This is a genomic window from Vibrio penaeicida, from assembly GCF_030689305.1.
GTDB classification, from domain to species: Bacteria; Pseudomonadota; Gammaproteobacteria; order Enterobacterales; family Vibrionaceae; genus Vibrio; species Vibrio penaeicida_B.
On record NZ_JAUYVM010000004.1, the window covers coordinates 87309 to 111386 of the forward strand.

The window sequence follows — 24078 nt, forward strand, 5'->3', positions numbered from 1 at the left end:
ACTCCAAACGTATTTTTATATATAAAAACGTTGGTCAGGGAAGACAATATGAACAGGCTCGTCAAACCGAGCATCATAAGTCAGGAAAATGTATTAGTCCTGCTGGTGCCCGCAATTCTGTATTACTCGCTAGTGCATTTATTCGGAATGTTCTGGTGCATCTTAATTTTATCTGCTTACGGATGTTTCGTTTCTATTTACTCGACTCGAAAGAGCATTGTTGCTTTCTTTTTTGCTCTGTTTGGGCTAATAGAATGGATGGTGTCGTTACATGTTCCTGTAACGCTTTTAGAATCGTTTCCACAATTTTCATTAATGGCCAGTGCGTTGCAAATTGGTTTGATAATGTTGGTATTTTCGTTTCTTCGTTTTCCGTTACCCATGCTACTTGCAGAAGCCACTTACGATCATTTGAAGGCATTAAACCGCCAGTTTCCTGATGAATACCTGAGGATGTGGCAAAAAATCAGTGCGATGTGGATAACGAGCTTTGCAGCAAAAGCGGCGCTGTTTTATTTTACGCTTTCCGCACCAGCAGAGCAGGTCCATTTGATGGGGATTCTACTTGGCTGGCCTCTTTATTGTATGTTGATCTTGGTAAGCATTATTTTTGTGAATGCTAAAGTTCTGAGCTTCTATAGGGAATCCCTAATAGCGGAAGGCAATCGAACCCATATCAATGGGCATTTTTTCTAGATGACTAGGCTGTACGTCTTATCACTTCAAAACAGCTAAGTTCAACAAAGCTAAGTTCAATAAAGCTAGATTCAATAAAGCTAGATTCAAAAAAGCCGCTTAACTCTGATGAGTTAGGCGGTTTTTTAAATGCATTTTTGATATGTACTTTTTGAAGTGGGCTTAAGTCTTCGAAGTCGAATTAGCGTGACAGCTTACTGTGTGCTTTTGTGAAGTGTCCTGAACAGAAGGCACCAACAATCGATAACTCTCCGGCCAAACAAAGTGATGCACATACTTCTGCAAGTGCTCTCGCTTTGCCAGAACCACTCAACCCCATAATATCGAGACAGGCTTTTTGTGATGGAAGCCCTGTGCCACCACCAACGGTTCCAAGCATTAGATTTGGAAGCGTTACGCTAGCATACAAGTCGCCATCATCTTTTATCGTCATACGAGACATACCAACGGCAGATTCAGCGACACACGCTGCATCCTGCCCACAGGCGATATAAAGTGCAGCAAGAGCATTGGCAAAATGAGCGTTAACGCCAATAGAGCCGCTTAAGAGTGCACCAGAGGTGGTTATTTGACCGAATTTGACCATGTCTTCCGGTGTTGTGTGCAAGAACTCCTTGACCAATTTTCGTGGAATATGCACTTCCGCAGAGACTTTCTTCCCTCGCACGCTTCGCATAGTGTGAGCGTTGGCCTTTTTGTCCCCGGATAGGTTGCCATCAAGAATGGCGTGATTAGGCGTAATTGGGGAATGTTTTAAGATAAACTCAAAAACAGCATTCGTCGCTATGGTCACCATGTTCTGACCTGATGCATCACCTGTAAGAAATTCAAATACCAAAAATACCTGGTTACTTTCGATAGTGATACTGATGTCTTTCAGTTTTCCGTGTCGAGTAGTGGATTCCGCCAGCGTTTTAAAAGTCTCGTATTGGCTGGTTGCCCACCCAACAAATTGACCGGCCATGGCAAGGCTTTCAAACATGAATGCTGGCGTGCGGGTAACCCCTTCATTGATTAACATGGCAGATGCACCGCCCGATGCAGTAATCAATTGGCACCCTCTATGGTAAGACGCAACAAGCGCGGCTTCCGTGGTAGCAAGTGGAACAAGAAAATCCTCGTTAGCAAATAACCCATTAACACGCAACGGACCCGCGACGCCCAATGGAACTTTGACGGAACCGATAAAGTTCTCAATATTCTTGCTGTACGCTTTTCTTTGCTTGTGCGTGCTTGAGTCGAGCAATGCATCACGCACGTCTGGTTTTCCTATACTATTCCAACGGCTTTCAATAGCTTTGTCTGTTAGGAAAGGCGAACGCGGCAGTGCGAGGACTGGCGGGCTATTATCTGGAGCAAGCTTTGTATCTATTTGTCCTAAAGAACACTGTTCTTGAATGGAGTAATGCTCTGTACTTTCTAGTGCATTCAGTTTTGGCATGAGTGAAGTATGTAATTATATTTTGTTAAAGATTTTACCCGTGAAGGCAGATAAAACAAGAAAGAGTCATCGAAACTTACAATATCAAAGTCGGATTATAAGGGTTTATTGACCATCTACCGATTAACTTTGTGCGAGTTTTATACGTTTTGTGTTCAACCAAGCAGTGTAAACCGCAGCAAAAATATTTAGAAGGTTGGGTGTAATCAGTTGAATTAAAAAGAGGCGCGAGCTGCGCCTCTTGATGTTTAACTGCTAACAATTTTGTTACTCACCAGTTTTTAGCTTCAATACATTAGCCAATTCTGTTAAGAGTTTTTGCGTATCATCACTGAGGCGATTTATTTCATTGGTGGATTCAGAAGACCTAGAAGCCAACTGCCTTACTTCATCTGCAACGACCGCAAACCCACGCCCATGTTCGCCTGCGCGCGCTGCTTCAATGGCGGCATTTAAAGCGAGTAGGTTGGTTTGATCTGATATGCCATCGATGACCTTGGCGATTTCTGAGATTTCATTACTTGATGTCCCAACACGATCCATGATTTCTTTCATGCCGTTACGCTGTTTAACTTCTGAAGAAATATCTTTGATAAATGCCGTGTAAATGGTTTTACCATCAAGGCTGACTTTGGAAAGAGAAAGCAGCCCCCACGCTTCTTTTCCATCCGGTCGGTTAATCGGAACTTCACGGCTTGTACCAACAATTTTATTTTCACCAGTATTGATGTTGCGCTGAATGAAACCATCGTGATTCGCCTGAAGCTCCACTGGAACCAGCATTTTAACGTTTTTACCTATAACGTCTTCCGGCTTGTATCCCCATAGTGCTTCTGCAGCTTTGTTAAAGAAACTAACCGTTCCACGTTCATCAATGGTAATGACTGCATCAAGTGCTTGAGACAGGGTTTGATTGATGGTTTCTTTTGCAGTGCGTTCTTCCGTAATGTCTCGCACAAACGCGGTGTAAGCGATTTCACCACCTACTTCGATTTTGGAAAGGGAGAAGCTAACCCATATTTCCATGCCATCTTTTCGTTCCATTAAAAGTTCTCGGCTAGAGCCGACAATTTTATCTTTACCCGTGCGTCGGTTTGTATTTACGTATTCATCATGACGTGGTTGATGAATCTTTGGTACGAGCATCTTTACGTTTTTTCCAATAACTTCTGCGCTTTTGTAACCCCACAAAGTTTCTGCTGAAGGGTTGAAAAAGGTCACGATATTGTCTTTGTCGATGGTGACAACCGCATCAATGGCTTGATAAAGCACTTGTTCCATCTGTTCTTTGGCGGCTTTTTCTTGAGTAATGTCGCGCGCAAACGCGGTGTATCCAACTTCACCATTTAATTCAATTCTTGATAGAGAGAGGTTTGCCCAAATTCGTCGACCATCTTTTGTTTCGATTTCAACGTCTCGGCTGGTACCGACGATCTTATCGATGCGGGTATCTCGGTTGGCATTCACGAGTGAGTCGTGCTTGTCTCTAAGTTCTCGTGGAACAAGCATTTTTACATTTTTTCCAAGTACCTCTTCTTGTGTATAACCCCACAAGCGCTCGGCAGCTGGATTTAGGTATGTGATGCAGTTTTGCCCGTCTATAGAAACAACAGCGTTGACCGACTGAGCAAGGACTTGCTCTATACGTTGTTGCGCGTTAACTTCTTCTGAAATGTCTTTAACAAAAGCAGAGTAGCCAATTCCATCTGGTAACTTGGTTTTAGAGAGCGCTAAGCTCACCCAAACCTTGCTGCCATCTTTTCTTATCAGCTCTAGCTTTCTTGATGTACCAACAATGACATTTTGCCCTGTCGTTCGATTTTTATTTACGTAATCGTCATGGTCAGGTTGAAATTGTTGTGGTACCAGCATCTTAACATTTTTGCCGATAACTTCTTTTTCTGAGTATCCCCACAGCTTTTCGGCTGCATGATTAAAATAGAAAACCTTATTATTTTTATCTATGGAAACAATGGCATCCAGTGCATTGTCGATAATCTGGTTACTTACGTTTCCACTGTTTTGGCTCTTTCCATTTAAAATTGAAAATAGTCCCATTGCTCGATCCCAATCTTAGTTGTCGACGTTGTGCTGCCAGTATTTATTATTTTATTTGAGTCTAGACGGCTATTCTCAGTTGTTCCAATTTAGAACAATTTTTTCATTATAGAGCCCAAAACACTTACCAAACGTTGTGCTTATACCTAGTACAGTTTGACGGCTAAAAGTTAGAGATATGAATAGATGCGATTGTCTTGTTAATATATCCAAGTAATCTGAGATCTTTTGCGTTGTTTCAACGTAATCGGACATAAACAGCATTTGATAGGTGGAGGAAAGGATGACAAGAATACATTTATTTAGGCATGGGCAAACACAATGGAATCTTGAGCAAAAACTGCAAGGGCATGAAGATTCCCCCTTAACAGAATTAGGAATTGAACAAGCTCAATTAGCGAAACCCAAATTAGACAATGTTCAGGTAGACTCTGTATGGGCTTCTACAAGCGGTCGAGCGGTTCACACTGCGAGCTTACTGACTGGTCTCGATACTAATCTAATCAAAACTATGGAAGGTCTACGAGAGATAAATCTTGGCAGTTGGGAAGGGCAAACCACAGAACACGTCAATACAAATGATAATGAAAGATATACCGCCTTCTGGAATCGCCCTGATCTTTATGAATCGGATACAGGTGAATCGTTTGAGCAGGTAAAGGTTAGAGGGTTACAAGCCCTTGAGGATATTGCGACAGAATGTCCCAATCAAACTCTTGTAATTGTCTCCCATGCTGGTTGGATAAAAACGATAGTTACGGCTTTGTTGGATATGGCACCAAAAGATATTTGGCAAGAACCGTTTGCCCATAACTTGAGTAAATCTATTTTGTGCTTTGAGAGTGGCAAGTGGCGCGTGGAGAAATTCTGCGATATTACTTGGAACAAGTGACGAAATTGCACTGCTTTCAGGCAGATAGCTAAGTGAGCAATATTGTACAATTTTAACCAGCTCATTGCCGTTAACTTATCTAGTTCTAGTAAGCACTATAATCCGTATCTTAATTTGATAGGGTAGTAACAGGGATCGTTATGCCAGCAAAGCGTTCAAAAAAAGCGAAAGAAATAGCGAATTACAACATCGCTCAGGAATTGGGTGGCTTGGAGCTGCTCGACGCTTGCTTTGAAAAGCAAAACTTTTCTTGTCATAGCCACGAAGGCTATACGGTTGGTGTTATCGAAACAGGTGCTCAACGATTCTACCGCGGCAGTGGGTATCATATTGCACCAAGCGACAGCATTATATTGGTTAACGCCGATGAACTTCATAATGGACATTCAGCGAGTGAAGGCGGTTGGTCTTATCAAGCCATGTATCCTTTACCGGAACATTTTGAGTTGATCGGTCAACCTCTATGCGGTGCTCCGTTTTTCCCTGATCCAGTGGTTTACGATCCACTATTAGCCAATCAGTTTCGGTCACTGTTTTCGGTTTTAAAACGTAGCCGTAATCGGCTAACTCGCGAAACTTGTCTGTATCAAACATTACTCGCCTTGGTACTTCGTCACGGGAAGACTTGCCCAGACTCAAAATTGCCAGGTGTTGCAAAGAACAATATGCAAATCGCCAAAGAGTTTTTGGATGACTTACCGCAGGCAAACGTCTCGTTAGAAGAATTAGCCTCTATGGCACATTTAAGCACGTATCATTTCGCTCGCGAGTTTAAAAAGGCTTATGGGATACCGCCACATGCCTATCAGTTGCAGGCTAGGCTAAGAGTGGCGAAAAAATGGTTACGTGCTGGGATGAAAGTGGCCGACATTGCAAATGATTTAGGCTTTCACGACCAAAGTCATTTTCACCGACATTTTAAATCAGCTTTAGGGGTGACACCCATGCAGTATGCCAAAGCTGCTTAACGTCATCGGATCTGAGTTAACATCAACTCTCGTTTTTAGAAACTGTCGCAACAAAAACCCTCCGCATTTATAGAGATAAGTACATTAGGAATATCAATGATATCAGAATCCCGATCCAAACTGTTTATTCAAGGCTCCTTAAAGATGATGCCACTGAGCATTGCTGTGGTGCCTTGGGGTATATTGGCTGGCTCATTTGCGATAGACAGTGGTTTAACCGCGTTAGAAGGGCAAGCCTTTTCTCTTATTTTGTTTGCAGGAGCGGCCCAGTTGGTTGCAATGGGCATGATAAAAGCAGGGGCAACACTAGGTGCTCTTGTGTTAACGGTGTTCTTCATTACATCTCGCCACTTTCTATACAGTGTTGCCATGCGAGACAAAATCAGCCCGTTACCTTTCAAATGGCGGTTTGTATTAGGGTTTCTGTTAACGGATGAATTGTTTGCGTTTTGTGGAAACCAGACGCCAAATCAATTTAAACCGTGGTATGCATTTGGGGCAGGATTTAGTTTTTATCTTATTTGGAATCTAGCAACACTGGTGGGCATTATCGCAGGCGCGACGATTCCAAATTTAAGTGAGCTCGGGTTGGAGTTTGCCGTCGCAGCGACGTTTATTGGGATTGTTGTCCCTACTATAAAAAACACTGCGGTTTTGGTTTCGGTTATTGTGGCTCTAGTGTTCTCCGTGTTATTTGCTTGGCAACAAGTCGAAGGAGGCTTGGTGATTGCGAGTATTTTGGCCATGCTAAGTGGTTATTTTTGTGAAAGGTTTAAAGGCAAGGCATGATCTATCTTTATATATTTGCAATGGCATCCGTGGTTTTCTTTAGTCGCTACCTCTTTTTAGAACCCAAGTTGCCACTTAGATTAAACCACCAATTTCATCGCTTACTCAGCTACGCAAGCCCAGCTGTGCTTACCGCTATTCTTTCGCCGATAGTATTTGCACCAGAAGGCGAGCTCCAAGTATCTCTTTCTAGCCCTTATATTTGGGCAGCCTTGTTATCTTGTTTTATCGCATGGAAAACAAAAAATGTGCTTACCACAACGTTAGTCGGTGTTTGTGTTTTTCTAATTCTGAAGCATTTCCTATTTTAAGAACTCTTGCTCTAACCATTTCCGCAGAGATTTCACGCTTTCAGATCTTAGACTTGAAGGGTGGCATGCATAGAAAAACGTATTTGTTGGATGCGTTACGCTATTGCCGATTTGAGCGAGCAATCCATGTTGAAGGTCGTCTGCCACAAAGAGTTTATGCGTAACCAGAACTCCGAGTTTTCTCCGGCATGCATGAATGGCCTGAACGGAAGTGCTAAATGTGAGGTTGTTTTCTTTTTTTGGCTGCGAAATATTTTGGTTACTTGCCCAAAATTTCCAGTCGTCTTTTCTTCTATCGTTAGACACGAATATGGCAGGAATATGGTTAAGTAAATCGGTTACGTCTTGTGGGGATTGAGTGGAATAAGCCAGTGCGATGTCTGGGTGCGCAATCATAACGAGTTCATCATCGAGTAACTTATGACAAAAGTAGTCTTGCCAGTGCTTTTCTTGACCTTGAATAATGGCAAGGTCGACCCCTTCTTTTTGCAAATCAAACGTACTATTGAGGTTCGATATCCTCGCATCAAGCAGCGCATTGGCTTCTTGAAAAGATTCAACTCGTGGTATCCACCAATGTAATGCGAGAGACGCTACCATGTTTATGGTTAGCCGACCATCATCAGGGGATGTTTTTAGTTTTTCAGTAGCATCAGCAATTTCTTCAAAGGCGGGTGAGACCTGTTGATAGTATTTTTGACCTTGCTCACTTAACGTTACCGCTCTTCCAACTCGAATAAATAGAGCTACATCCAAATAGTTTTCCAAGGATTTTATCGCTTGGCTCACCGCTGAATGGCTGACATTAAGGTAGTCGGCTGCCTGAGTCATGCTCTCGTAGCGAGCAACGGCAATAAACGTATAAATTGATTTAAATGGTGGCATGGTAAAACCTAGCCTCATCGTTCTTTTGATTGGGTATATGTAAGTTTAACTTACAAGTGACGTAAGATTAAATCGTTATTCCTATCTCTTGTTGAGTTTTAAAATGCACTCAAACAGGAGATATTTATGAAGTTATCTAAACCTATTGTTTTTATGCTCGCGTCTACTTTTAGCCTTTCTTTGAATGGTGTGTTTTCAAAATTTCTTACAGAAAGCTTTAGTGTCCAGTTACTCAGTACGCTCAGGTTTCTCTTTCCCGCTATTATATTGTTCTTGATGATGTTCTTGAGTCGGTTTGTGTTACCACATCGAAAAATGTGGACATCTTTGCTTATTCGATCCTTTTGTATTGCAGCATGTCAGCTGTGTTTCCTTATGTCGATGCAATCATTGACTCTGGTGGAATCCGTGGTGCTTTTCAGCACTGGTCCACTTTTCATTCCAGTTTTAGAGCGCCTCATTTTTAAAGTGAAATTTTCGGCTATTAACATCGTACGTTTGGTGGTTATGTTAGCGGGTGTTATTGCTCTGGCTGGCGATCTTTCTAACTTCAGTTTCAAATGGGAACTGTTGCTAGGGCTTGGGGCAGGGGTACTAGGTGCGGGATCTCAGTTGGCTTTGTTTCGCGCAACCAAGGGAACGATGACAGCGATTTCTCTCAATGCTTGGTCTTTCCTCCTTGCCTTTCTCATGTTGCTACCTCTAACGTTTGTTGTTGAGCCGAGTGACGCGGACAAGTTGATTTTGTCGATGCCAGAAGAACATGAATTTATCTGGATGATGTTAGGCGTGCTGGCACTACTGATTGTTAACACGCAGGTTTTTCGAGCCAAAGCCTACCAACTGGTTGATACAGGCTCACAGTTAGCGCCACTTATATACACCAATTTGATTTTCACTTGTATCTGGCAGGTGACTTTGTTCGACGAAATGTTGGATGAACACAAAATTGTAGGGGTGCTCTTGATTGTCTTGGCTAGCGCTTTAAATACGCTAAAGGAGCTGGTGTTAAAGTTGAATAGCTCGTTTAAGTTGATCTGTTCATTAAAGCTAATTTGTGTATTGAAAACGACGTTATTGACTCATTGGGTTTCGTTGCTAAAAAGTGTACGCGCCACTTACCATATGTATTTGAAAGCGGCGCATAGAATGGACCTACAGTAAAGAGAGGGCTTAGGTCGCCCTCATAAAAGCTTAAGATTTAATTTTGGTTGAGTTGTTTGCTGGATTTGAATTAGCTAACGCACTCGGATCTGAGCCTTCAGATTTATAAGCCAATTTAGAAAGGTGTATCAGAACCTCCGTCATATGCGCGTTGATATCAACCTCAACAATTTGTTCTTCTTGCAAGTAAGCTTTAGCGTATTTCATATAAACCCCTTGCTGTAAAAACAACAAATATAACTCAGTGTCGATATGACCAGATGTGGCAAGCTTCGTCATAATAGAGAGTGATTCTTTTAAGCTTTTTGCCTTTTTGTATGGTCGGTCACTCGCTGTCAGCGCTTCAAAAATATCAGCTATTGCCATTGCTCGCGCTGGCACTGAGAGCTCTCCTGCATTTAGGCCACGAGGGTAGCCAGTTCCATCCATTCTTTCATGGTGCCCACCTGCAATTTCAGGAACGTTCTGCAGATATTCTGGATAAGGCAATCGATCGAGCATGTCGATAGTTTGGATAATGTGGTCATTTATGATGAATCTTTCTTCGTCTGTTAACGTTCCCGCTCGGATAGACAAGTTGTAAAGTTCACCGCGGTTATAATGATATTCACCTGGTGTGAGCGTGAAGTTTTCCTTCCACATCTTTTTCGGGTTGAATCCTTGTGCCCAAGGAATGCAATGGACTTGTTTATCTGACAATATCGATTCCATTATGGGCAACGCTGACGCTGGGTCGCAACGCTTTTTTTCCAACCAAGAAATACCAAGCCTATCACTGATGGTTCTCTTCCACTGACGTTTGCTTATCTCTTTAATGCGGGCGAGTTTTTCATCATTCATGTACTCGCTTCCAACATTGCATTCAGCTATGAATTCAAAATCCTGATCCAGCGCTTGTAGTTCTTCATCCAGCTCTTTCTTAAGCTGTGCTTTGTCTAGCCCTGCGCTAATGCCTTTCCAATATTGTGTGTGAGCGGTTTGTTTAAGCAATTCGAATCGCATACGAACTTCATGAATTCGGTCGTAAATGGTTTCGAGTTTGGTTGCCTTATCAACCACATACTCTGGTGTGATTATCTTACCGCAGTCGTGTAGCCAAGCACCTAGGTGTAATTCTTCCCACTCTTTTTCAGACATTGAGAAGTCGGCAAAACGTCCTTTATCGTCAACAACAGCTTGTGTGAGCATTTCAGCAAGCGCCGGAACACGTTGACAGTGCTTACCAGTGTAAGGCGATTTGGTATCGATCGCGGATGCTAAAAGTTCGATGAAAGCATTTAACATGTCTTTTTGTTGTTGAATTTGATCGATGTTTTCTTTTGCAATCGCAGCAAAGGAGAGCAACTCTCGTAAGAAATCGTGCTTTTCCTTTTGCGCTTCTGTTACTGGTCGTTCGTAGCCAAGTGTCAGAATACCTACCAAACTTTTGTCGCGATTAAGTAACGGAAACAGGTAAAGATCCGAGTTATAGAAATACACCATATAAGGCTTCATTACAGGGTCATCTTTGGACAAATGAACTATTTTACCTTCTCTAAGTTTCTTGCAAACGTCTGGTGCATTATCCAATAAAAGATTGATATTAATCTTTAAGGGGATAATGGCTTGGTTAACGCTTTCATCAAATTTTTTCGTCGATTTGTTCCATACGGAAAGGACGATAGTTTCCGCTTTAGTAACAATGTAACTTTGATAGGTGATGTTTTTCGCGAGCAATGAGAAGTCTCGGTTACTGGCTGTTTCATGGAGCAATTTGAGCAAATCATGGAGTGTATGCTCCATAAGTTCGACAGATTGGGTGAGGTCATTCACTTCTTTAATTAAGCTTTTTGGGTAGCGTGTCTTAGTGAATTCAAACCGACGTATATTGTCTGTCTGCTTATACAAATTGTGCAATGGGCTAGCGATACGCTTTGCTATGTACCAAACGATGATAAAACACCCTAGCAACATCAGTACAGCCACTGAGACTTGCTTATCTCGCATTGAATACAGGTTGGCGAGCAGCGCGTCTTGTGGAGTTGCTTCAGCAAGCCATAAGTTAACGTTATCGGTTAGCTCTACAGGCGTTAAAGTGACAGACCAATCGATACCTTCATGTGTCATCGTATGGTATTGATAGCCCAGCGTGGTACGAAGGTTTAGATCAGAAAAAACCGTGTTCTCGAGTTGAACGCTTAAATGTGAATTATTTGTCGCACTCGGTGGGGTTTTCATATGATGCGATGCCAAGGGTCTCAACGCACTGTCAAAAAGCAGCAATTGGCTTTTTGAATCATAAGCAAGTTCACTGATGCTGTTATTAAGACCACCTAATGAAAAATCGGCAGCAACAACAAATTCTAAGTTTGCTGTTTTTCGAACAAAAGTGACGCCGATATCTTTTAACCAGTAGAAATAGTAGGGTTCCGTTAAGTGGATTTGCCCGTCATCGGAAGCGTGGCTATACCAAGGGCGATTACGCGGGTCGTACTGGTTATCGTAACGGATAGACGCGGACACCACTTGGCTATCACCATCCAAGAACATGGATTCATTTCTACCTTCAACGTTTGTAGTGCGAAACAATATTTCGCTGCCGGAAGGCGCGTTGAATTGCTTCGCGGTTTTAGGATTATATAAAGGTCGGTATAACGTAAAATCACCGTTTTCAGAGCCATAGTAAAGCGCGACTAAACTCATATTTCTTTGGAAGATCATTTCCAGCGAATCTAGCCATCCCCCTTTTTCAACGGAGTCGCGTTGGTGGCGAATGAAACTACTCATCGCCATAAAATCTAACGTCGTTAAAACGGGCGCAACTTGTTCCCTAAATAACGTTTCCAGTTTTACACTGTTTTCATTACTCAATTCTTTAGCAGAGCCTTGCAACAATTCTTGGGAGTGGTAATAGCTTATTGCGATTAAAACACTTCCAATAATGGTAGCGAGTGCCATAAAGAGACTAGTAATATGAATGCTAAGAGGATAGCGGTGCTTGATCATACTTTTTCACCATGCAGCAAACTGACAAAATGCGATGTAAAACTGAGCCAATAGTGCAAGGGCTCAGGTGAGTATATAGTTGAGCTGTATCGTCTCTATTATTTTTTAAGGTGTTGTAACTGATACCAAATAAGTATCGTAGAGGTTGTTTTATATGCAAGCTTAAGAAATAGTTGTTTATGCATATATGTTGGAATGTTTGAGCTAGATCTCTTCGTGCTTTCGGAAACGATGTCACACAATGACGCATTTTGTTAGGCATCTGGATTCAACTTAAAGAACTGGTATGATTTTCCCCACATCATTAACGAGTTACCTATATTAGCGAGTTACCCATAAATGAAGCTACTTGTCGATACACATACGCATACCTACGCCAGTGGGCACGCCTATAGCACGCTTATCGAAAATGCTAAATCTGCCAAAGAGCGTGGCTTAGCGATGTTTTGCACAACCGATCATTCAGAGTCTATGCCCGGCGCGCCACATTACTGGTTTTTCAGTAATCAGCGTGTGCTTCCACGGTTTATTGAAGGCGTTGCCATTATTCGCGGTGTAGAGTCGAATATTATGAACAGGGAAGGGGAAATTGATATCCCGCTCTCCGTTGATAAAAACTTAGATTGGGTAATTGCAAGTTTTCATGAAGCTGTTTTTAAGCCTATTGATAAGGCTACACACACTGAAGCGCTTATCAATATCATCGTATCGGGAAGGGTAGATGCCCTAGGACATTTGGGTAACCCTAACTACGATTTTGATTTTGAAGCTGTTATTCAGTGTGCGGTAGAAAATAATGTAGCCATAGAAATCAACAATACTTCCTTAAAAGGGAACAGCCGTGCTGGCAGCGTGGAGCGATGTGCTGAAATTGCCAGCATTGCGAAGAAAAAAGACGCATTTATCACTACTGGTTCTGATGCGCATTTTTGTTTGGATGTCGGGAATCTCGATTTAGCGGCAGAGTTAATTGACCGTTCCGGAATTTCTGAAGAGAAAGTGATAACACACTCTCCAGAGCAGTTTCTGCAATTTCTTGCGCTACGTGGAAGAAAAATAATTAACGATTATTCAATGTTTTACTGATTAAATACTCAGCTTTGTTCATAAAACTATCAAAAAGTGACTTTTTTCGCGCCAATTAATTTATACTGTACAGCTCTCTGTTAGTCGGTTGGGGGTAGAGATGCTACCATTGCACATTGCTCGGGCAGTACAAGATCGTAAATTGTTTTGGCTCTTAAGTACGATATTAATCTTGGTGATTTGCCTTGCGGTCATTTTTACATTTCCCGAGGCTATCGTTACCACTGGCTTAGCACTATTTTTAACCTTATTCGCCTTCCTTCAACTGGTTCATTTTCACGTTATTTCAACCAGTAAGAAATTGGTCGAACTTGAAAAGCAACTTGCGGACTCTGAAAATGAAAACGTCTCACTGCGTGAGCTAAACCAAGTTCTCAATGATCGAACTAACCGATATCAAACCCTTCTGAATAGCATTCCAGATCTAGCGTGGATAAAAGATACTGAAGGCCGCTTTCTCGCCGTAAACGCGGAATTTCAACGAGCCTTTGGCGTTAACTACGAAGCGCTAATTGGCAAAACAGATTTCGACCTATCGCGCTATGAAGATGCGGTTCAATACCGTGAAGACGACGAAGAAGTCATGAAGTCTCTTTCTCCAATTCGGCACGAGTTTTTAGCAACGTCGGTGGATGGCACGCGCTCTTGGATCGAACTCATTAAAGTTCCCGTTGTTAAGGAAGGCAACGTCGTAGGCACAGCTGGTACTGCCAGAGATATTAGCGAAAGAAAACAAGCCGAAGAAAAGCTCGCCTTTCTCGCACATTACGACATGTTAACCCTCGTAAAAAACCGTTATTCATTAGAGAACGATTTAGATGAACTTATCGCGTCAGGCTCTCGTTTTACTGTCGCGTTTGTCGATTTGGACAACTTCAAAATTGTGAACGATTCGATTGGGCATGCCGCAGGAGATTCCGCTTTGAAAGCCGCTGCCAATCAGTTAAAACAAGCCATTGGAGAGCGAGGAGAAGTTTATCGCCACAGTGGAGATGAATTTGTGGTGGTGGTGAAAGAAGACTTTGACCATGAAAAAACTCAAGTGCTAGGTCGTCATTTGTTGGATCAGGTTGGTATGACATTTCAGGTAGACAACTATGAGTTTAATTTTTCCGCGTCTATAGGGCTGGCGGTTTATCCCGCCCACGGTGATACGTCTACAGAATTGCTGCGCAATGCAGACATAGCCATGTACCAAGCAAAAATATCAGGTAAGCGCCGAGCTCAGGTGTTCTCATCCCGTTTTGAGGGGATGACACTCAAGCACTGGACGATGGAAAAACGACTGCGCCGCGCGATTGACAACCAAGAGTTGTTTTTACGCTATCAGCCAATGATCGACAGTGATACAGGCGAAATCAAAGCAATGGAAGCGTTGATACGCTGGCAAGATCCTGAGAAAGGGGAAATTGGACCCGCGGATTTTATCCCTTTTGCTGAACAGTCTGGTTTGATTTCAGAAATCGGCTTGTATGTCATCAAGGTTGTTTTGAATCAATTGGTTGATTGGAAAGAAAAGGGCATCGACTGCAAACCCATTTCCGTCAATGTTTCAGGCATTCAATTTTACCATCATAACCTGCTTTGCGAAGTGGAATCCCTGCTCAAAGAAACAGGTGTTCCTGCAAACCTTTTGGAATTGGAACTGACCGAATCCATATTGATGAAAGACGAAGATCGTTTGATCAGCACACTTCAAAAGTTTCGAGAATTGGGTTTAAGCCTAAGTGTCGACGACTTTGGAACAGGTTATTCAAACCTCGCTTACTTGTCGCATTATCCCATTAGTAAACTGAAAGTAGACCGCTCGTTTGTGACCCAAATACACATGCACAAAGACAAGCAAATAATCACTCGTACCATTATTGAATTGGCTAAAAACTTAGGAATGGATGTCATTGCAGAAGGGGTAGAAAACACCTCGGAACTGGCTCAAGTGAGAGAGCTGGGTTGCAGCAACATTCAAGGGTTTTTATACGCCAAACCATTGCTTTTGGAAGAGATAGAAGAATTATTGCTCACAAATTACAAATTCTTACCATGATCAGTGTGATCGCTGTTGAGTAAGCACTCTGTACCTTTGAAAGTTTTATAAATACAAGATACCCTGCCTGCCAATAGATAAGGAAGGGTTATGAACCGCCGTTCTCCAATGAACAAAAGCATGCTATTTGCCTGCGCCCTAAGTTGGGTGCTGGTAACGCTTATGCCTGTTATCAATGCACATGGCAGCAATGCCGGTGTATGGGCGATGCTTTGTACGGTTAACGGCTTCGAACTGGTTCAAGTGGAAGAAGGACAAGAGGTTAAAACCCACAGTGGTAAGCCTTGTCCTTTTAGCCATTATTCCACCTTTCATCACAGCCATCTTCCAACTACACCGATCTTCCAACTTTTAAGTTTTGCTATTGAAAGCCAATACGTTTTTTTGGCTCTAAACGTGCGTTATCAATGGCAAATACCTCGTGCTCCACCCATTTCTATTTCCTGAACAAACACACTTAATACAAAAATAACAAGCACTCGTATGCCTGTGTTTTTGGTTCTTGTCATGCTTAGCTCAAGAAAAGCTTAGAACCTAATAAAAACACGGCGGAACGGAGTGTCTTTAGCTTTTATAAAGGAAATTATTATGTTGGGAAGCACTCAAACCGCTCAACCAAAGGACTTTGCACGTTCAAAGTACCTCTACTTTCTTACTTGGAGATGGCATTTTTACGCAGGGTTATTTGTCATCCCGTTTATGTTGATGCTGTCTTTGACTGGCATTGTCATGCTATTTGATGACGAATTAGAAAGCATTCGCCACGGCGAGATTCTGGTCGTGGAACCGGCCGACTCACGTATAGCTGTATCTGAGCAACTCGCTTTGGTTAAGCAAGAATATGACAACGCGACGGTGACTCAGTTCATTCCAGCGGCATCGGATACCGCGCCAAATCGCTTTAACGTGAGATTGGATAGCGGTTCCAACCGCCTTATTCTGGTCAACCCATACAATGGGGATATCTTGGGTGAGATTAACCGAGACGACAGCTGGTACGCTCTGGCTAACGAGATACACAGCACTTTGTTAGCTGGTGATGTGGGCAGCTATCTGATTGAAATCTCGGCTAGCCTATCCATCGTTCTTTTAGTCACAGGAATATACCTTTGGCTACCATCTGATAACGCTTCAAGAGCAGGGTTTCTGAAAATCCGTTCACAAAGTGGTGTACGGATTTTCATGCGAGATCTTCACGCCAATCTTGGCGGTGTGCTGTCTCTTGTTTTACTTTTCTTTTTGGTTTCTGGGCTTGCTTGGGCTGGCGTATGGGGTGGTAAGTTCGTACAACCTTGGAGCAGTTTCCCAGCACAAAAATGGGCAGATGTACCACTATCAGATAAAACACACGCAAGCCTAAACCATGGTGTTGAAGAAGAAGTGCCTTGGGGATTAGAGAAAACACCGTTACCAGAGTCGACAGGGCACGAGCATCATGGTGACCACGGAGATCATCAAAATGATAATCCAGCTCAGTTTGCCTCGACAGTTTCGATTGATGAAGTCGTCACAACCGCCAGCAAGTTAGGGCTGACAACGTACAAACTAAACTTACCGAAAAGCGAGACAGGGGTATTTACGCTAGGTGCCAATACCATGAGTGGAGACATTACCGACCCAACTCAAGATCGCACCACTCACATTGATCAGTACTCGGGTGCGATTCTGGCGGATGTCACCTGGGACGATTACAGCTGGATGGCGAAGTTCATGGCAGCGGGTATTGCTCTTCACACTGGTGAAGTGAGCATTATCAACAAGCTATTGAATGTGTTTTTCTGTATAGCTTTTATCGCGGTTTGTGTAACAGGCGTGATTATGTGGTGGAAACGCCGCCCAGCGGGTAAGAAAAAACTGGGTGCGCCACCGACATTTGAAAAAAGCGGAATTTGGAAGTTGGGCGCAGCAACTATGGTATTGGTCGGGTTCGCCTTTCCACTGGCTGGCGCAACCATCGTCACCGTACTGATTTTGGATGCATTACTTATGAAAGCCACACCAAAATTGCATAATTGGTTTGCGTAACGCATAGGTTATAAATCGCCTTAGCGAAGTAGCAAACCATACCAAATTGAGTGACCCATACGCATATGGGGTAGCTTAATCGACGAACCAAACGCTCGATGCACTTCATCGGGCGTTTTGTTTTTCAGGCCATTCGAGTAATAAAAGTTTGTTCTTCATCCACAAAAGCCACAAACCCGCCATGATATATAAACACCCGACCACGTCCTTCAACTAAGCAGGCAAGCTGAGGGTTCAAATCTTCTTCGTTATCTTGGCTTTGAAATGTGCCAGTGTCGGTGATCACACCGTTGAATGTAGGCAAATATCCATAACTACGCTTGGCTTGGGCAATCAGGTTCAATTCGCTGGTGGTAGAGAAATAAGAGGGGATCGCCCCCGCTTCTTCGATAAACATAGTTCTCAGTTCTTCAAAAGCTGTAATTACCAGCCAGTCGATACCGTTAACATGATGGATAAACATAGAGTTTCTCAGAAATTTTAATGTGGAGATTCTATCACTATCAGGGGCTGAACATAGTAGAAATTTAGTCGCTAAAGGCGGTTACTCTGTGACATTTTCGAACATTCGATAGGTCACCTGATTCACGTTATTTGTGATTATACGTATTGCTTATTTAAAGCTCCCTTGGGAGCTTTTTAGTGTCACGATGTTGCCAATTCCTGTTTCACGAAATCAATAAAACTCGAGACTTTGGCTGACATGTGTTTGCGGCTTGGGTAAATCAAATACATGTTAATTTGTACTTTGGGGTAATCACTGAACAATTCGACCAGTTCGCCTGTTTCTAGCTCATTGCCTAGGTTAAATGTAGGCATTCTAGTAATACCGAGCCCCTCTTTACACATGGCTAATTCAAGTTGTGGGCTGTTTGTTAGAAGTTTGCTCTTTACTCTGACTGACTTTTTGGTTCCGTCTTTCTCCCAATAGGTCCATTGAGAGGGATTTTTAATCAAGCTATAACAGATCGCTTTGTGATCTTTTAATTCAGAAGGGTGGATAGGTGTACCACATCGGGCTAAATAGGTCGGGGAAGCAAAGGTGACGCTATCACTGGTCATTACTTTCTGGCTGATTAATGTTGAATCTTCAAGCTGGCTGGATGTACCTCGAATGGAAATATCAATGCCCTCTGCAATCATGTCGACTTTGTGATCACTTAAGTCGATATCCAAATCGACATTTGGGTATTGCTCTGAATACTTCGCCAAAACAGGCTTAATCCGAGACAAGCCAAAGGTGACGGGGCAGCTAATTTTAAGCGTACCTCTTGGTGTCGCGTTTTTCCCACTCAGTGTTTCTCCCAATTCCTCCACATCTAAGATCAACTGCTGGCAACGGTCGTAGTACAACTCTCCCTCAGGCGTTAAGCTTAGTGTTCTGGTAGTTCGGTGTAGCAGTCGGGCGCTAAGCCTTTCTTCTAGCTTGTTGATTTCTTTGCTGATGTAAGACGTAGAATGCCCTGTGGTTTCCGCTGCTTTGGTGAAACTGCCTTTCGATACCACTTCGGCGAAAATAACCATGCCATCAAGTAATTGAGTGTTGGTAGCCATGATCTTCCCTAAATTATGTTATTAAGAGTTATATGGAAATAATGATTTTACAACGACGTTATTAATCTTCAAATAGAATCAATGTAAAGTATCTATCAATCGATACAAAACAGAATCATAAAAAGCGGTAGATTGAATTAAAAGCCACGTCTGTCGTTTAACAAAATTAGGAAGGTATAAATATGAAAATTATCGCATTTGCAGCAACCAGTAGCCGCGAGTCTATCAACAAGCAGCTTGTGACTTATGCATCCAGCCTAATTGATGGCGCTGACGTTGAGGTGTTGGATATCAACGATTATGAGATGCCTCTGTTTAGTACAGACAGAGAGAAAGAACTGGGGCAGCCGGCAGAAGCGAAAGCATTTTATGAAAAGCTGGGTAGTGCCGATGCCATTGTCATTTCATTCGCTGAACATAATGGCTCATACACCGCGGCATACAAAAACCTGTTCGACTGGACATCTCGCGTCGATATGAAGTTATTCCAGAATACGCCTGTTGTCGTTTTGGCAACGTCACCTGGTCCGGGTGGTGCTAAAAATGTACTCGCCACTGCCGTAGGTGCAAACCCTCACTTTGGTGGCTCTGTTATTGGTGATTTTTCACTACCAAGCTTTTTCGATAACTTCGACATGGAGCAAGGCAAGGTAAAAGATGAGGTGCTCAATACTGCGTTGGTTGAATTGATGGCAAAGGTGCAATCGAATTAGGAACAGGAGCTAGTCACTTGCAAGCTTTTCCACGATGTAGTCGATGAATACGCGCAGCCTTGCAGGCATGTATTTGGTTTGCGCGTATTGCATGGCAACGGCACCATGGTAGTTACTTTTCAGTGTCCAGTCTGATAAGACCTCAACGACGCTCCCATCATTTAGCGCCTCTTTCACCACAAAATCATGGAAGATTCCTATCCCTAAACCGCTATTTACACCTGCCAGTCGCATTTGGGAGTGGTTAACGGCGTAACGACCGGATACGGCGACAGCAAAGAACTCATCATCTTTTAAAAAATCCCAGATGTGGTCGCTGTCGGTCTCTGCAAGATAAAGGCAATCATGATCTGTAAGATCGGTAGGGTGATTTGGGGTGCCTTTTCTTGATAAATACTCAGGGCTCGCACACAGGACCAGATTGGTTTTGCGTATTTCTTTTAGAACTTGGTTCTCATGAGGCTTATCGGTGAGACGAAACGCGATATCAATATTTTGACTCAAATCGATATCACCATCGACCGCCCTTAGCTTCAACTGTATATCTGGGTAGGTTTCAAGAAAAGGCAAAATGTGCGATTGCAAAACAGAGTTTAAATAGGCTTCTGGCGCAGCGACTGTAATGCTACCCGCTAACTCTGTGTGATCTGCTTCGGATATATCTATCGCTTGCTGTGCGGCGTTCACCATTACGACACTCTGCTCATACACTTTTTTACCCGCTTCCGTAATCACCAATGAACGCGTAGTTCGTTCAAACAGTTTTACAGCCAGCGCCTGCTCTAGCCGCGTAATCAGTTTACTCAATGCAGAAGGGGTCACATTCAGTTTCTTCGAAGCTGCGGTAAAGCTTCCTTCGTTTACGACTAAAATAAAAGCAGCGAGATCGGGCAGCAAAGCAATGAGTTTTTGATTAAGCATGTCGCGACGTGTTCCTTATTTGTGCCTGTGAGTCACTAATGGTTTTCCATCGTAAGGGATAATAGTCGCTAATGAGTTCAATTAAAATAAAAACCACTGTGCGCAGTACAACAATAACTATGAAGGAATGAGAACATGTCTTCTGCATTTTATCAGCAAATCCAAACCCAAATTGAAGAAGTAAAAAACGAAGGGTTGTATAAATCTGAAAGAATCATTACTTCTGCTCAAAAAGCAGCGGTTTCTATCTCGACTGGTGAAGAAGTACTTAACTTCTGCGCTAATAACTATCTTGGTCTTGCTAACCACCCAGATCTTATCGAAGCAGCGAAAGGCGGCATGGATGAGCATGGTTTTGGTATGGCTTCTGTTCGCTTTATCTGCGGAACGCAAAACTCTCATAAAGAACTAGAACAAAAACTATCAACGTTCCTAGGCAAAGAAGACACGATTCTTTACACCTCTTGTTTTGATGCCAATGCCGGGCTCTTTGAAACCATTCTTGGTAAAGAAGACGCGATCATTTCCGATGCATTGAACCACGCTTCCATTATCGATGGTGTTCGCCTATGTAAAGCGATGCGTTTCCGCTACGCAAACAACAACATGTATGAGCTAGAACAGCAGCTTATCGCAGCGAAAGAAGCGGGTGCTCGTCATACGCTTATTGTTACTGATGGCGTGTTCTCTATGGACGGCGTGGTGGCTAACCTGCCTGCTATTTGTGATCTTGCAGATAAATATGAAGCGTTGGTGATGGTTGATGATTCTCACGCCGTCGGCTTCATGGGCGAAAATGGTGCGGGTACGCACGAGTTCCATAATGTTGTTGATCGCATTGACATCATTACAGGCACCTTAGGTAAAGCGATGGGTGGTGCGTCAGGTGGTTACACATCGGGTAAAAAAGAAGTGATTGACTGGTTGCGTCAACGTTCTCGCCCGTACTTGTTCTCTAATTCTGTCGCGCCTGCGATTGTTTCAGCGTCTATCCGTGTTTTGGATCTTCTTGCCGAATCTGGCGACTTACGCACTCAACTTTGGGAAAATTCGGCGCATTTCCGCGCGCGTATGGAAGCGGCTGGTTTTACAATGGGCGGCGCAGATCATGCCATTATTCCAATCATGCTGGGTGATGCAAAGGTTGCGGCTGAATTTGCAGAGCGCGCTTTAGAAAAAGGCATTTATGTTGTCGGATTCTCATTCCCTGTTGTGCCAAAAGGGCAAGCACGTATTCGTACACAAATGTCGGCAGCGCATTCACGCGAGCAACTAGATAGAGCAATTGATGCCTTCATTGAAGTAGGCCGTGACATGGAGATCATCAAATAATGAAAATCAAAGCACTTGCTAAGTTAAAAGCAGAAGAAGGCATCTGGATGACCGAGGTGGAGAAACCTCAGATCGGTCATAACGATATTCTTATCAAAATCAAAAAGACATCTATCTGTGGTACAGATGTTCATATTTACAACTGGGATGAGTGGTCGCAAAAAACGATTCCTGTGCCTATGGTTGTTGGGCATGAGTATGTGGGTGAAGTGGTCGAAATCGGCCAAGAAGTTCGCGGCTTTGAAATAGGCGATCGCGTTTCAGGTGAAGGTCACATTACTTGTGGTCACTGCCGTAACTGCCGTGGTGGTCGCACGCACTTGTGTCGCAACACAGAAGGTGTGGGTGTAAACCGTACGGGCAGTTTTTCGGAATACCTTGTATTGCCTGCGTTCAATGCCTTCAAAATCCCAGATGAAATCTCAGATGAATTAGCTTCAATCTTTGACCCGTTTGGTAACGCAGTACACACAGCACTTTCTTTCGATTTAGTGGGTGAAGATGTACTGATTACTGGTGCGGGTCCTATTGGCATTATGGCAGCGGCAGTGGCAAAGCATGTAGGTGCTCGCCATGTGGTGATTACAGACGTGAACGAATATCGTCTCGACTTAGCTCGCAAAATGGGCGTGACACGAGCGGTAAACGTAGCTGAAGAAAAGCTTGAAGACGTGATGCAAGAACTGGGCATGACAGAAGGGTTTGATGTCGGGCTTGAAATGTCTGGTGTACAAGCTGCATTCAGCACAATGCTTCAAACAATGAACCACGGTGGTCGTATTGCACTTTTGGGCATTCCACCATCGAACATGGCTATCGATTGGAACCAAGTCATATTTAAAGGCTTGGTGATCAAAGGTATCTATGGTCGTGAAATGTTCGAAACATGGTACAAGATGGCAAGCTTGATCCAATCTGGATTAGACTTGACTCCGATTATCACGCACCACTATAAAATCGATGATTTCCAGAAAGGGTTCGACATTATGCGTTCGGGCATGTCTGGCAAGGTTATCCTTGATTGGGAATAAACGTTCTCACAGTTCCAAAAAAATGGCAGCTTCGGCAGCCATTTTTTATATCTAGATTGATATAATCCCTCATGAATATTGCTCTAAACATTAGGTAGTTACGTCTACTCTATTTAGGTAAGAGATTATGAAAATCAACATAACGGGTAATGCCGGTTCAGGAAAAACGACGCTCGCAAAAGCGTTAGGTGAGGCTTTGGACCTGCCCGTTGCTAGCTTGGACGGGGTAGTTTGGAAAGAAGGCTGGGTAACGGCTTCAAAAGAAGAAAGAACTCGTGGTGAACAAGGATTGATTCAACCTAAGAGCTGGATAATTGAAGGGGTATCTAAATCGGTTAGGGAAAATGCCGATTTTATAGTTTTTCTAGATATTCCACGCCATATTTGTTTGCTTCGCTGTCTAAAAAGAAATCTTCCATACCTCTTCAAATCCCGACCAGAACTACCAGACAACTGCCCAGAGATTCTTATTCTACCGAGCTTGCTCAAGCTGATATGGCTGTTTCCTAAACGAGCTAGGAACGTGATTTTACAGTCTATTGATAAACAAAATGGTATCGTTATCGATGAATCAACCAAGGTGGATGAGCTCGTCGCGAAGATTACTCTTGAAGTTGCGGCTAAGAGAAAAAAAATATCCGCCTTCTTAGAAGGCGGTTTTGCTTTATAACCCCCTAGAAGGGGGCGTCCGCGCTATCAGTTCTTCAATAACTGCAGTTGTTGCTCATACTCTATGTCTTGTTTGTCTTGATGTCGTACATATCGTCGAATGACTTCTTCATTCACACCGACCGTATCTACAAAATACCCTCTAGCCCAAAAATGATTTCCCCATAGTTTCTTACGTATATGTGGAAATTTATTGAAGAGTCTAATTGCTGTTCGACCCTTTAATACCCCTAACAAACTTGAGAGTGATAACTTGGGAGGAACAATGACAACGAGATGAACATGATCTGGTTGAACATTTAATTCTAAAACCTCGCAGTCTTTCATATTGCACAAGATATAGATTGAACGATAAAGCTCCTTTCCAACCTTATCTTTCAAGATCTTATATCGGTACTTTGGAGTCCAAACTATATGGTATTTGCAACGCCAATAGACATGTGATGAACTTCTGTAATCGCCCATGTGGTTGTTTCCTCTTACTTGTGGTGAATAAGAGGTTACTTCTAACATG

Annotated in this window: 22 protein-coding genes; 14 read left to right on the forward strand and 8 right to left on the reverse strand. The window is 43.0% G+C overall.

Annotation, left to right across the window (positions count from 1 at the left end; all coding sequences use genetic code 11):
- Window positions 1-48: 48 nt before the first annotated feature.
- A complete protein-coding gene (locus Q8W40_RS08475) occupies window positions 49-696 on the forward strand; it encodes a hypothetical protein (protein ID WP_305396753.1) in 648 nt (215 codons plus the stop codon).
- Between the two features lie 181 nt (window positions 697-877).
- Here the strand turns inward: Q8W40_RS08475 and Q8W40_RS08480 are convergent, their stop codons facing one another.
- Both Q8W40_RS08480 and Q8W40_RS08485 read right to left on the reverse strand, forming a co-directional pair.
- Window positions 878-2137: a hydroxymethylglutaryl-CoA reductase gene (locus Q8W40_RS08480; protein ID WP_305396754.1), complete on the reverse strand. Its 1260-nt coding sequence runs from the start codon at window positions 2135-2137 to the stop codon at window positions 878-880.
- Window positions 2138-2404: 267 nt separating this feature from the next.
- Entirely contained in the window at window positions 2405-4195 is a 1791-nt protein-coding gene (locus Q8W40_RS08485) for a PAS domain S-box protein (RefSeq protein ID WP_305396755.1), read from the reverse strand.
- A 283-nt stretch (window positions 4196-4478) separates the two neighbouring features.
- On the opposite strand from Q8W40_RS08485, the gene Q8W40_RS08490 reads away from it, so the two are divergent.
- The 4 genes from Q8W40_RS08490 to Q8W40_RS08505 all read left to right on the forward strand — a co-directional run bounded on the left by Q8W40_RS08490 (window position 4479) and on the right by Q8W40_RS08505 (window position 7155).
- Window positions 4479-5087, forward strand: a complete 609-nt coding sequence (locus Q8W40_RS08490; RefSeq protein WP_305396756.1) for a histidine phosphatase family protein — start codon at window positions 4479-4481, stop codon at window positions 5085-5087.
- Window positions 5088-5227: 140 nt separating this feature from the next.
- Window positions 5228-6055: a helix-turn-helix transcriptional regulator gene (locus Q8W40_RS08495; protein WP_305396757.1), complete on the forward strand. Its 828-nt coding sequence runs from the start codon at window positions 5228-5230 to the stop codon at window positions 6053-6055.
- A gap of 96 nt (window positions 6056-6151) precedes the next feature.
- Window positions 6152-6844, forward strand: a complete 693-nt coding sequence (locus tag Q8W40_RS08500; protein ID WP_305396758.1) for an AzlC family ABC transporter permease — start codon at window positions 6152-6154, stop codon at window positions 6842-6844.
- Entirely contained in the window at window positions 6841-7155 is a 315-nt protein-coding gene (locus Q8W40_RS08505) for an AzlD domain-containing protein (protein WP_101113935.1), read from the forward strand. Before Q8W40_RS08500 ends, Q8W40_RS08505 begins: the two co-directional genes overlap by 4 nt.
- Here Q8W40_RS08505 and Q8W40_RS08510 read toward each other — a convergent pair.
- The gene (locus Q8W40_RS08510; protein WP_305396759.1) at window positions 7147-8040 is read right to left on the reverse strand and encodes a LysR substrate-binding domain-containing protein; all 894 of its coding nucleotides are present in this window, start codon (window positions 8038-8040) and stop codon (window positions 7147-7149) included. The genes Q8W40_RS08505 and Q8W40_RS08510 overlap by 9 nt on opposite strands.
- Before the next feature lie 126 nt (window positions 8041-8166).
- Between Q8W40_RS08510 and Q8W40_RS08515 the strand changes: the two genes are divergently transcribed.
- Entirely contained in the window at window positions 8167-9204 is a 1038-nt protein-coding gene (locus Q8W40_RS08515; protein WP_305396761.1) for a DMT family transporter, read from the forward strand.
- Between the two features lie 30 nt (window positions 9205-9234).
- Here the strand turns inward: Q8W40_RS08515 and Q8W40_RS08520 are convergent, their stop codons facing one another.
- Window positions 9235-12189 (reverse strand): HD domain-containing phosphohydrolase, encoded by a 2955-nt coding sequence (locus tag Q8W40_RS08520; RefSeq protein ID WP_305396762.1) that lies wholly within the window; start codon window positions 12187-12189, stop codon window positions 9235-9237.
- A gap of 339 nt (window positions 12190-12528) precedes the next feature.
- Here Q8W40_RS08520 and Q8W40_RS08525 point away from each other — a divergent pair, with 339 nt between their 5' ends.
- From Q8W40_RS08525 to Q8W40_RS08540, 4 genes are all read left to right on the forward strand, one after another.
- Window positions 12529-13275 (forward strand): phosphatase, encoded by a 747-nt coding sequence (locus Q8W40_RS08525; protein WP_305396763.1) that lies wholly within the window; start codon window positions 12529-12531, stop codon window positions 13273-13275.
- 100 nt (window positions 13276-13375) lie between these two features.
- Window positions 13376-15319, forward strand: coding sequence for a putative bifunctional diguanylate cyclase/phosphodiesterase (locus Q8W40_RS08530; RefSeq protein WP_305396764.1), 1944 nt, complete (start codon window positions 13376-13378; stop codon window positions 15317-15319).
- A gap of 90 nt (window positions 15320-15409) precedes the next feature.
- Window positions 15410-15766 carry a hypothetical protein gene (locus tag Q8W40_RS08535; RefSeq protein WP_305396765.1) on the forward strand — a complete coding sequence of 119 codons (357 nt, stop codon included), beginning with the start codon at window positions 15410-15412 and terminating at the stop codon, window positions 15764-15766.
- A 141-nt stretch (window positions 15767-15907) separates the two neighbouring features.
- On the forward strand, window positions 15908-17344 hold the full coding sequence (locus Q8W40_RS08540; RefSeq protein WP_305396766.1) for a PepSY-associated TM helix domain-containing protein: 1437 nt from the start codon (window positions 15908-15910) through the stop codon (window positions 17342-17344).
- A gap of 124 nt (window positions 17345-17468) precedes the next feature.
- On the opposite strand, the gene Q8W40_RS08545 is transcribed toward Q8W40_RS08540, so the two are convergent.
- Window positions 17469-17807: a cytosolic protein gene (locus Q8W40_RS08545; RefSeq protein ID WP_305396767.1), complete on the reverse strand. Its 339-nt coding sequence runs from the start codon at window positions 17805-17807 to the stop codon at window positions 17469-17471.
- Window positions 17808-17989: 182 nt separating this feature from the next.
- A complete protein-coding gene (locus Q8W40_RS08550) occupies window positions 17990-18898 on the reverse strand; it encodes a LysR family transcriptional regulator (protein ID WP_305396768.1) in 909 nt (302 codons plus the stop codon).
- Between the two features lie 182 nt (window positions 18899-19080).
- Between Q8W40_RS08550 and Q8W40_RS08555 the strand changes: the two genes are divergently transcribed.
- Window positions 19081-19611, forward strand: coding sequence for an NADPH-dependent FMN reductase (locus Q8W40_RS08555; RefSeq protein WP_305396769.1), 531 nt, complete (start codon window positions 19081-19083; stop codon window positions 19609-19611).
- A 9-nt stretch (window positions 19612-19620) separates the two neighbouring features.
- Here Q8W40_RS08555 and Q8W40_RS08560 read toward each other — a convergent pair whose 3' ends face one another.
- Complete coding sequence (locus tag Q8W40_RS08560) at window positions 19621-20532, reverse strand: LysR family transcriptional regulator (protein ID WP_305396770.1); 912 nt, start codon at window positions 20530-20532, stop codon at window positions 19621-19623.
- A 135-nt stretch (window positions 20533-20667) separates the two neighbouring features.
- On the opposite strand from Q8W40_RS08560, the gene Q8W40_RS08565 reads away from it, so the two are divergent.
- The 3 genes from Q8W40_RS08565 to Q8W40_RS08575 all read left to right on the forward strand — a co-directional run bounded on the left by Q8W40_RS08565 (window position 20668) and on the right by Q8W40_RS08575 (window position 23565).
- Complete coding sequence (locus Q8W40_RS08565; protein WP_305396771.1) at window positions 20668-21864, forward strand: glycine C-acetyltransferase; 1197 nt, start codon at window positions 20668-20670, stop codon at window positions 21862-21864.
- Window positions 21864-22895 carry an L-threonine 3-dehydrogenase gene (tdh, locus tag Q8W40_RS08570; RefSeq protein WP_305396772.1) on the forward strand — a complete coding sequence of 344 codons (1032 nt, stop codon included), beginning with the start codon at window positions 21864-21866 and terminating at the stop codon, window positions 22893-22895. Before Q8W40_RS08565 ends, tdh begins: the two co-directional genes overlap by 1 nt.
- A 127-nt stretch (window positions 22896-23022) precedes the next feature.
- On the forward strand, window positions 23023-23565 hold the full coding sequence (locus Q8W40_RS08575) for a hypothetical protein (RefSeq protein ID WP_305396773.1): 543 nt from the start codon (window positions 23023-23025) through the stop codon (window positions 23563-23565).
- A gap of 26 nt (window positions 23566-23591) precedes the next feature.
- Here the strand turns inward: Q8W40_RS08575 and tnpA are convergent, their stop codons facing one another.
- Window positions 23592-24029, reverse strand: a complete 438-nt coding sequence (gene tnpA, locus Q8W40_RS08580; protein ID WP_305396957.1) for an IS200/IS605 family transposase — start codon at window positions 24027-24029, stop codon at window positions 23592-23594.
- Window positions 24030-24078 lie beyond the last annotated feature (49 nt).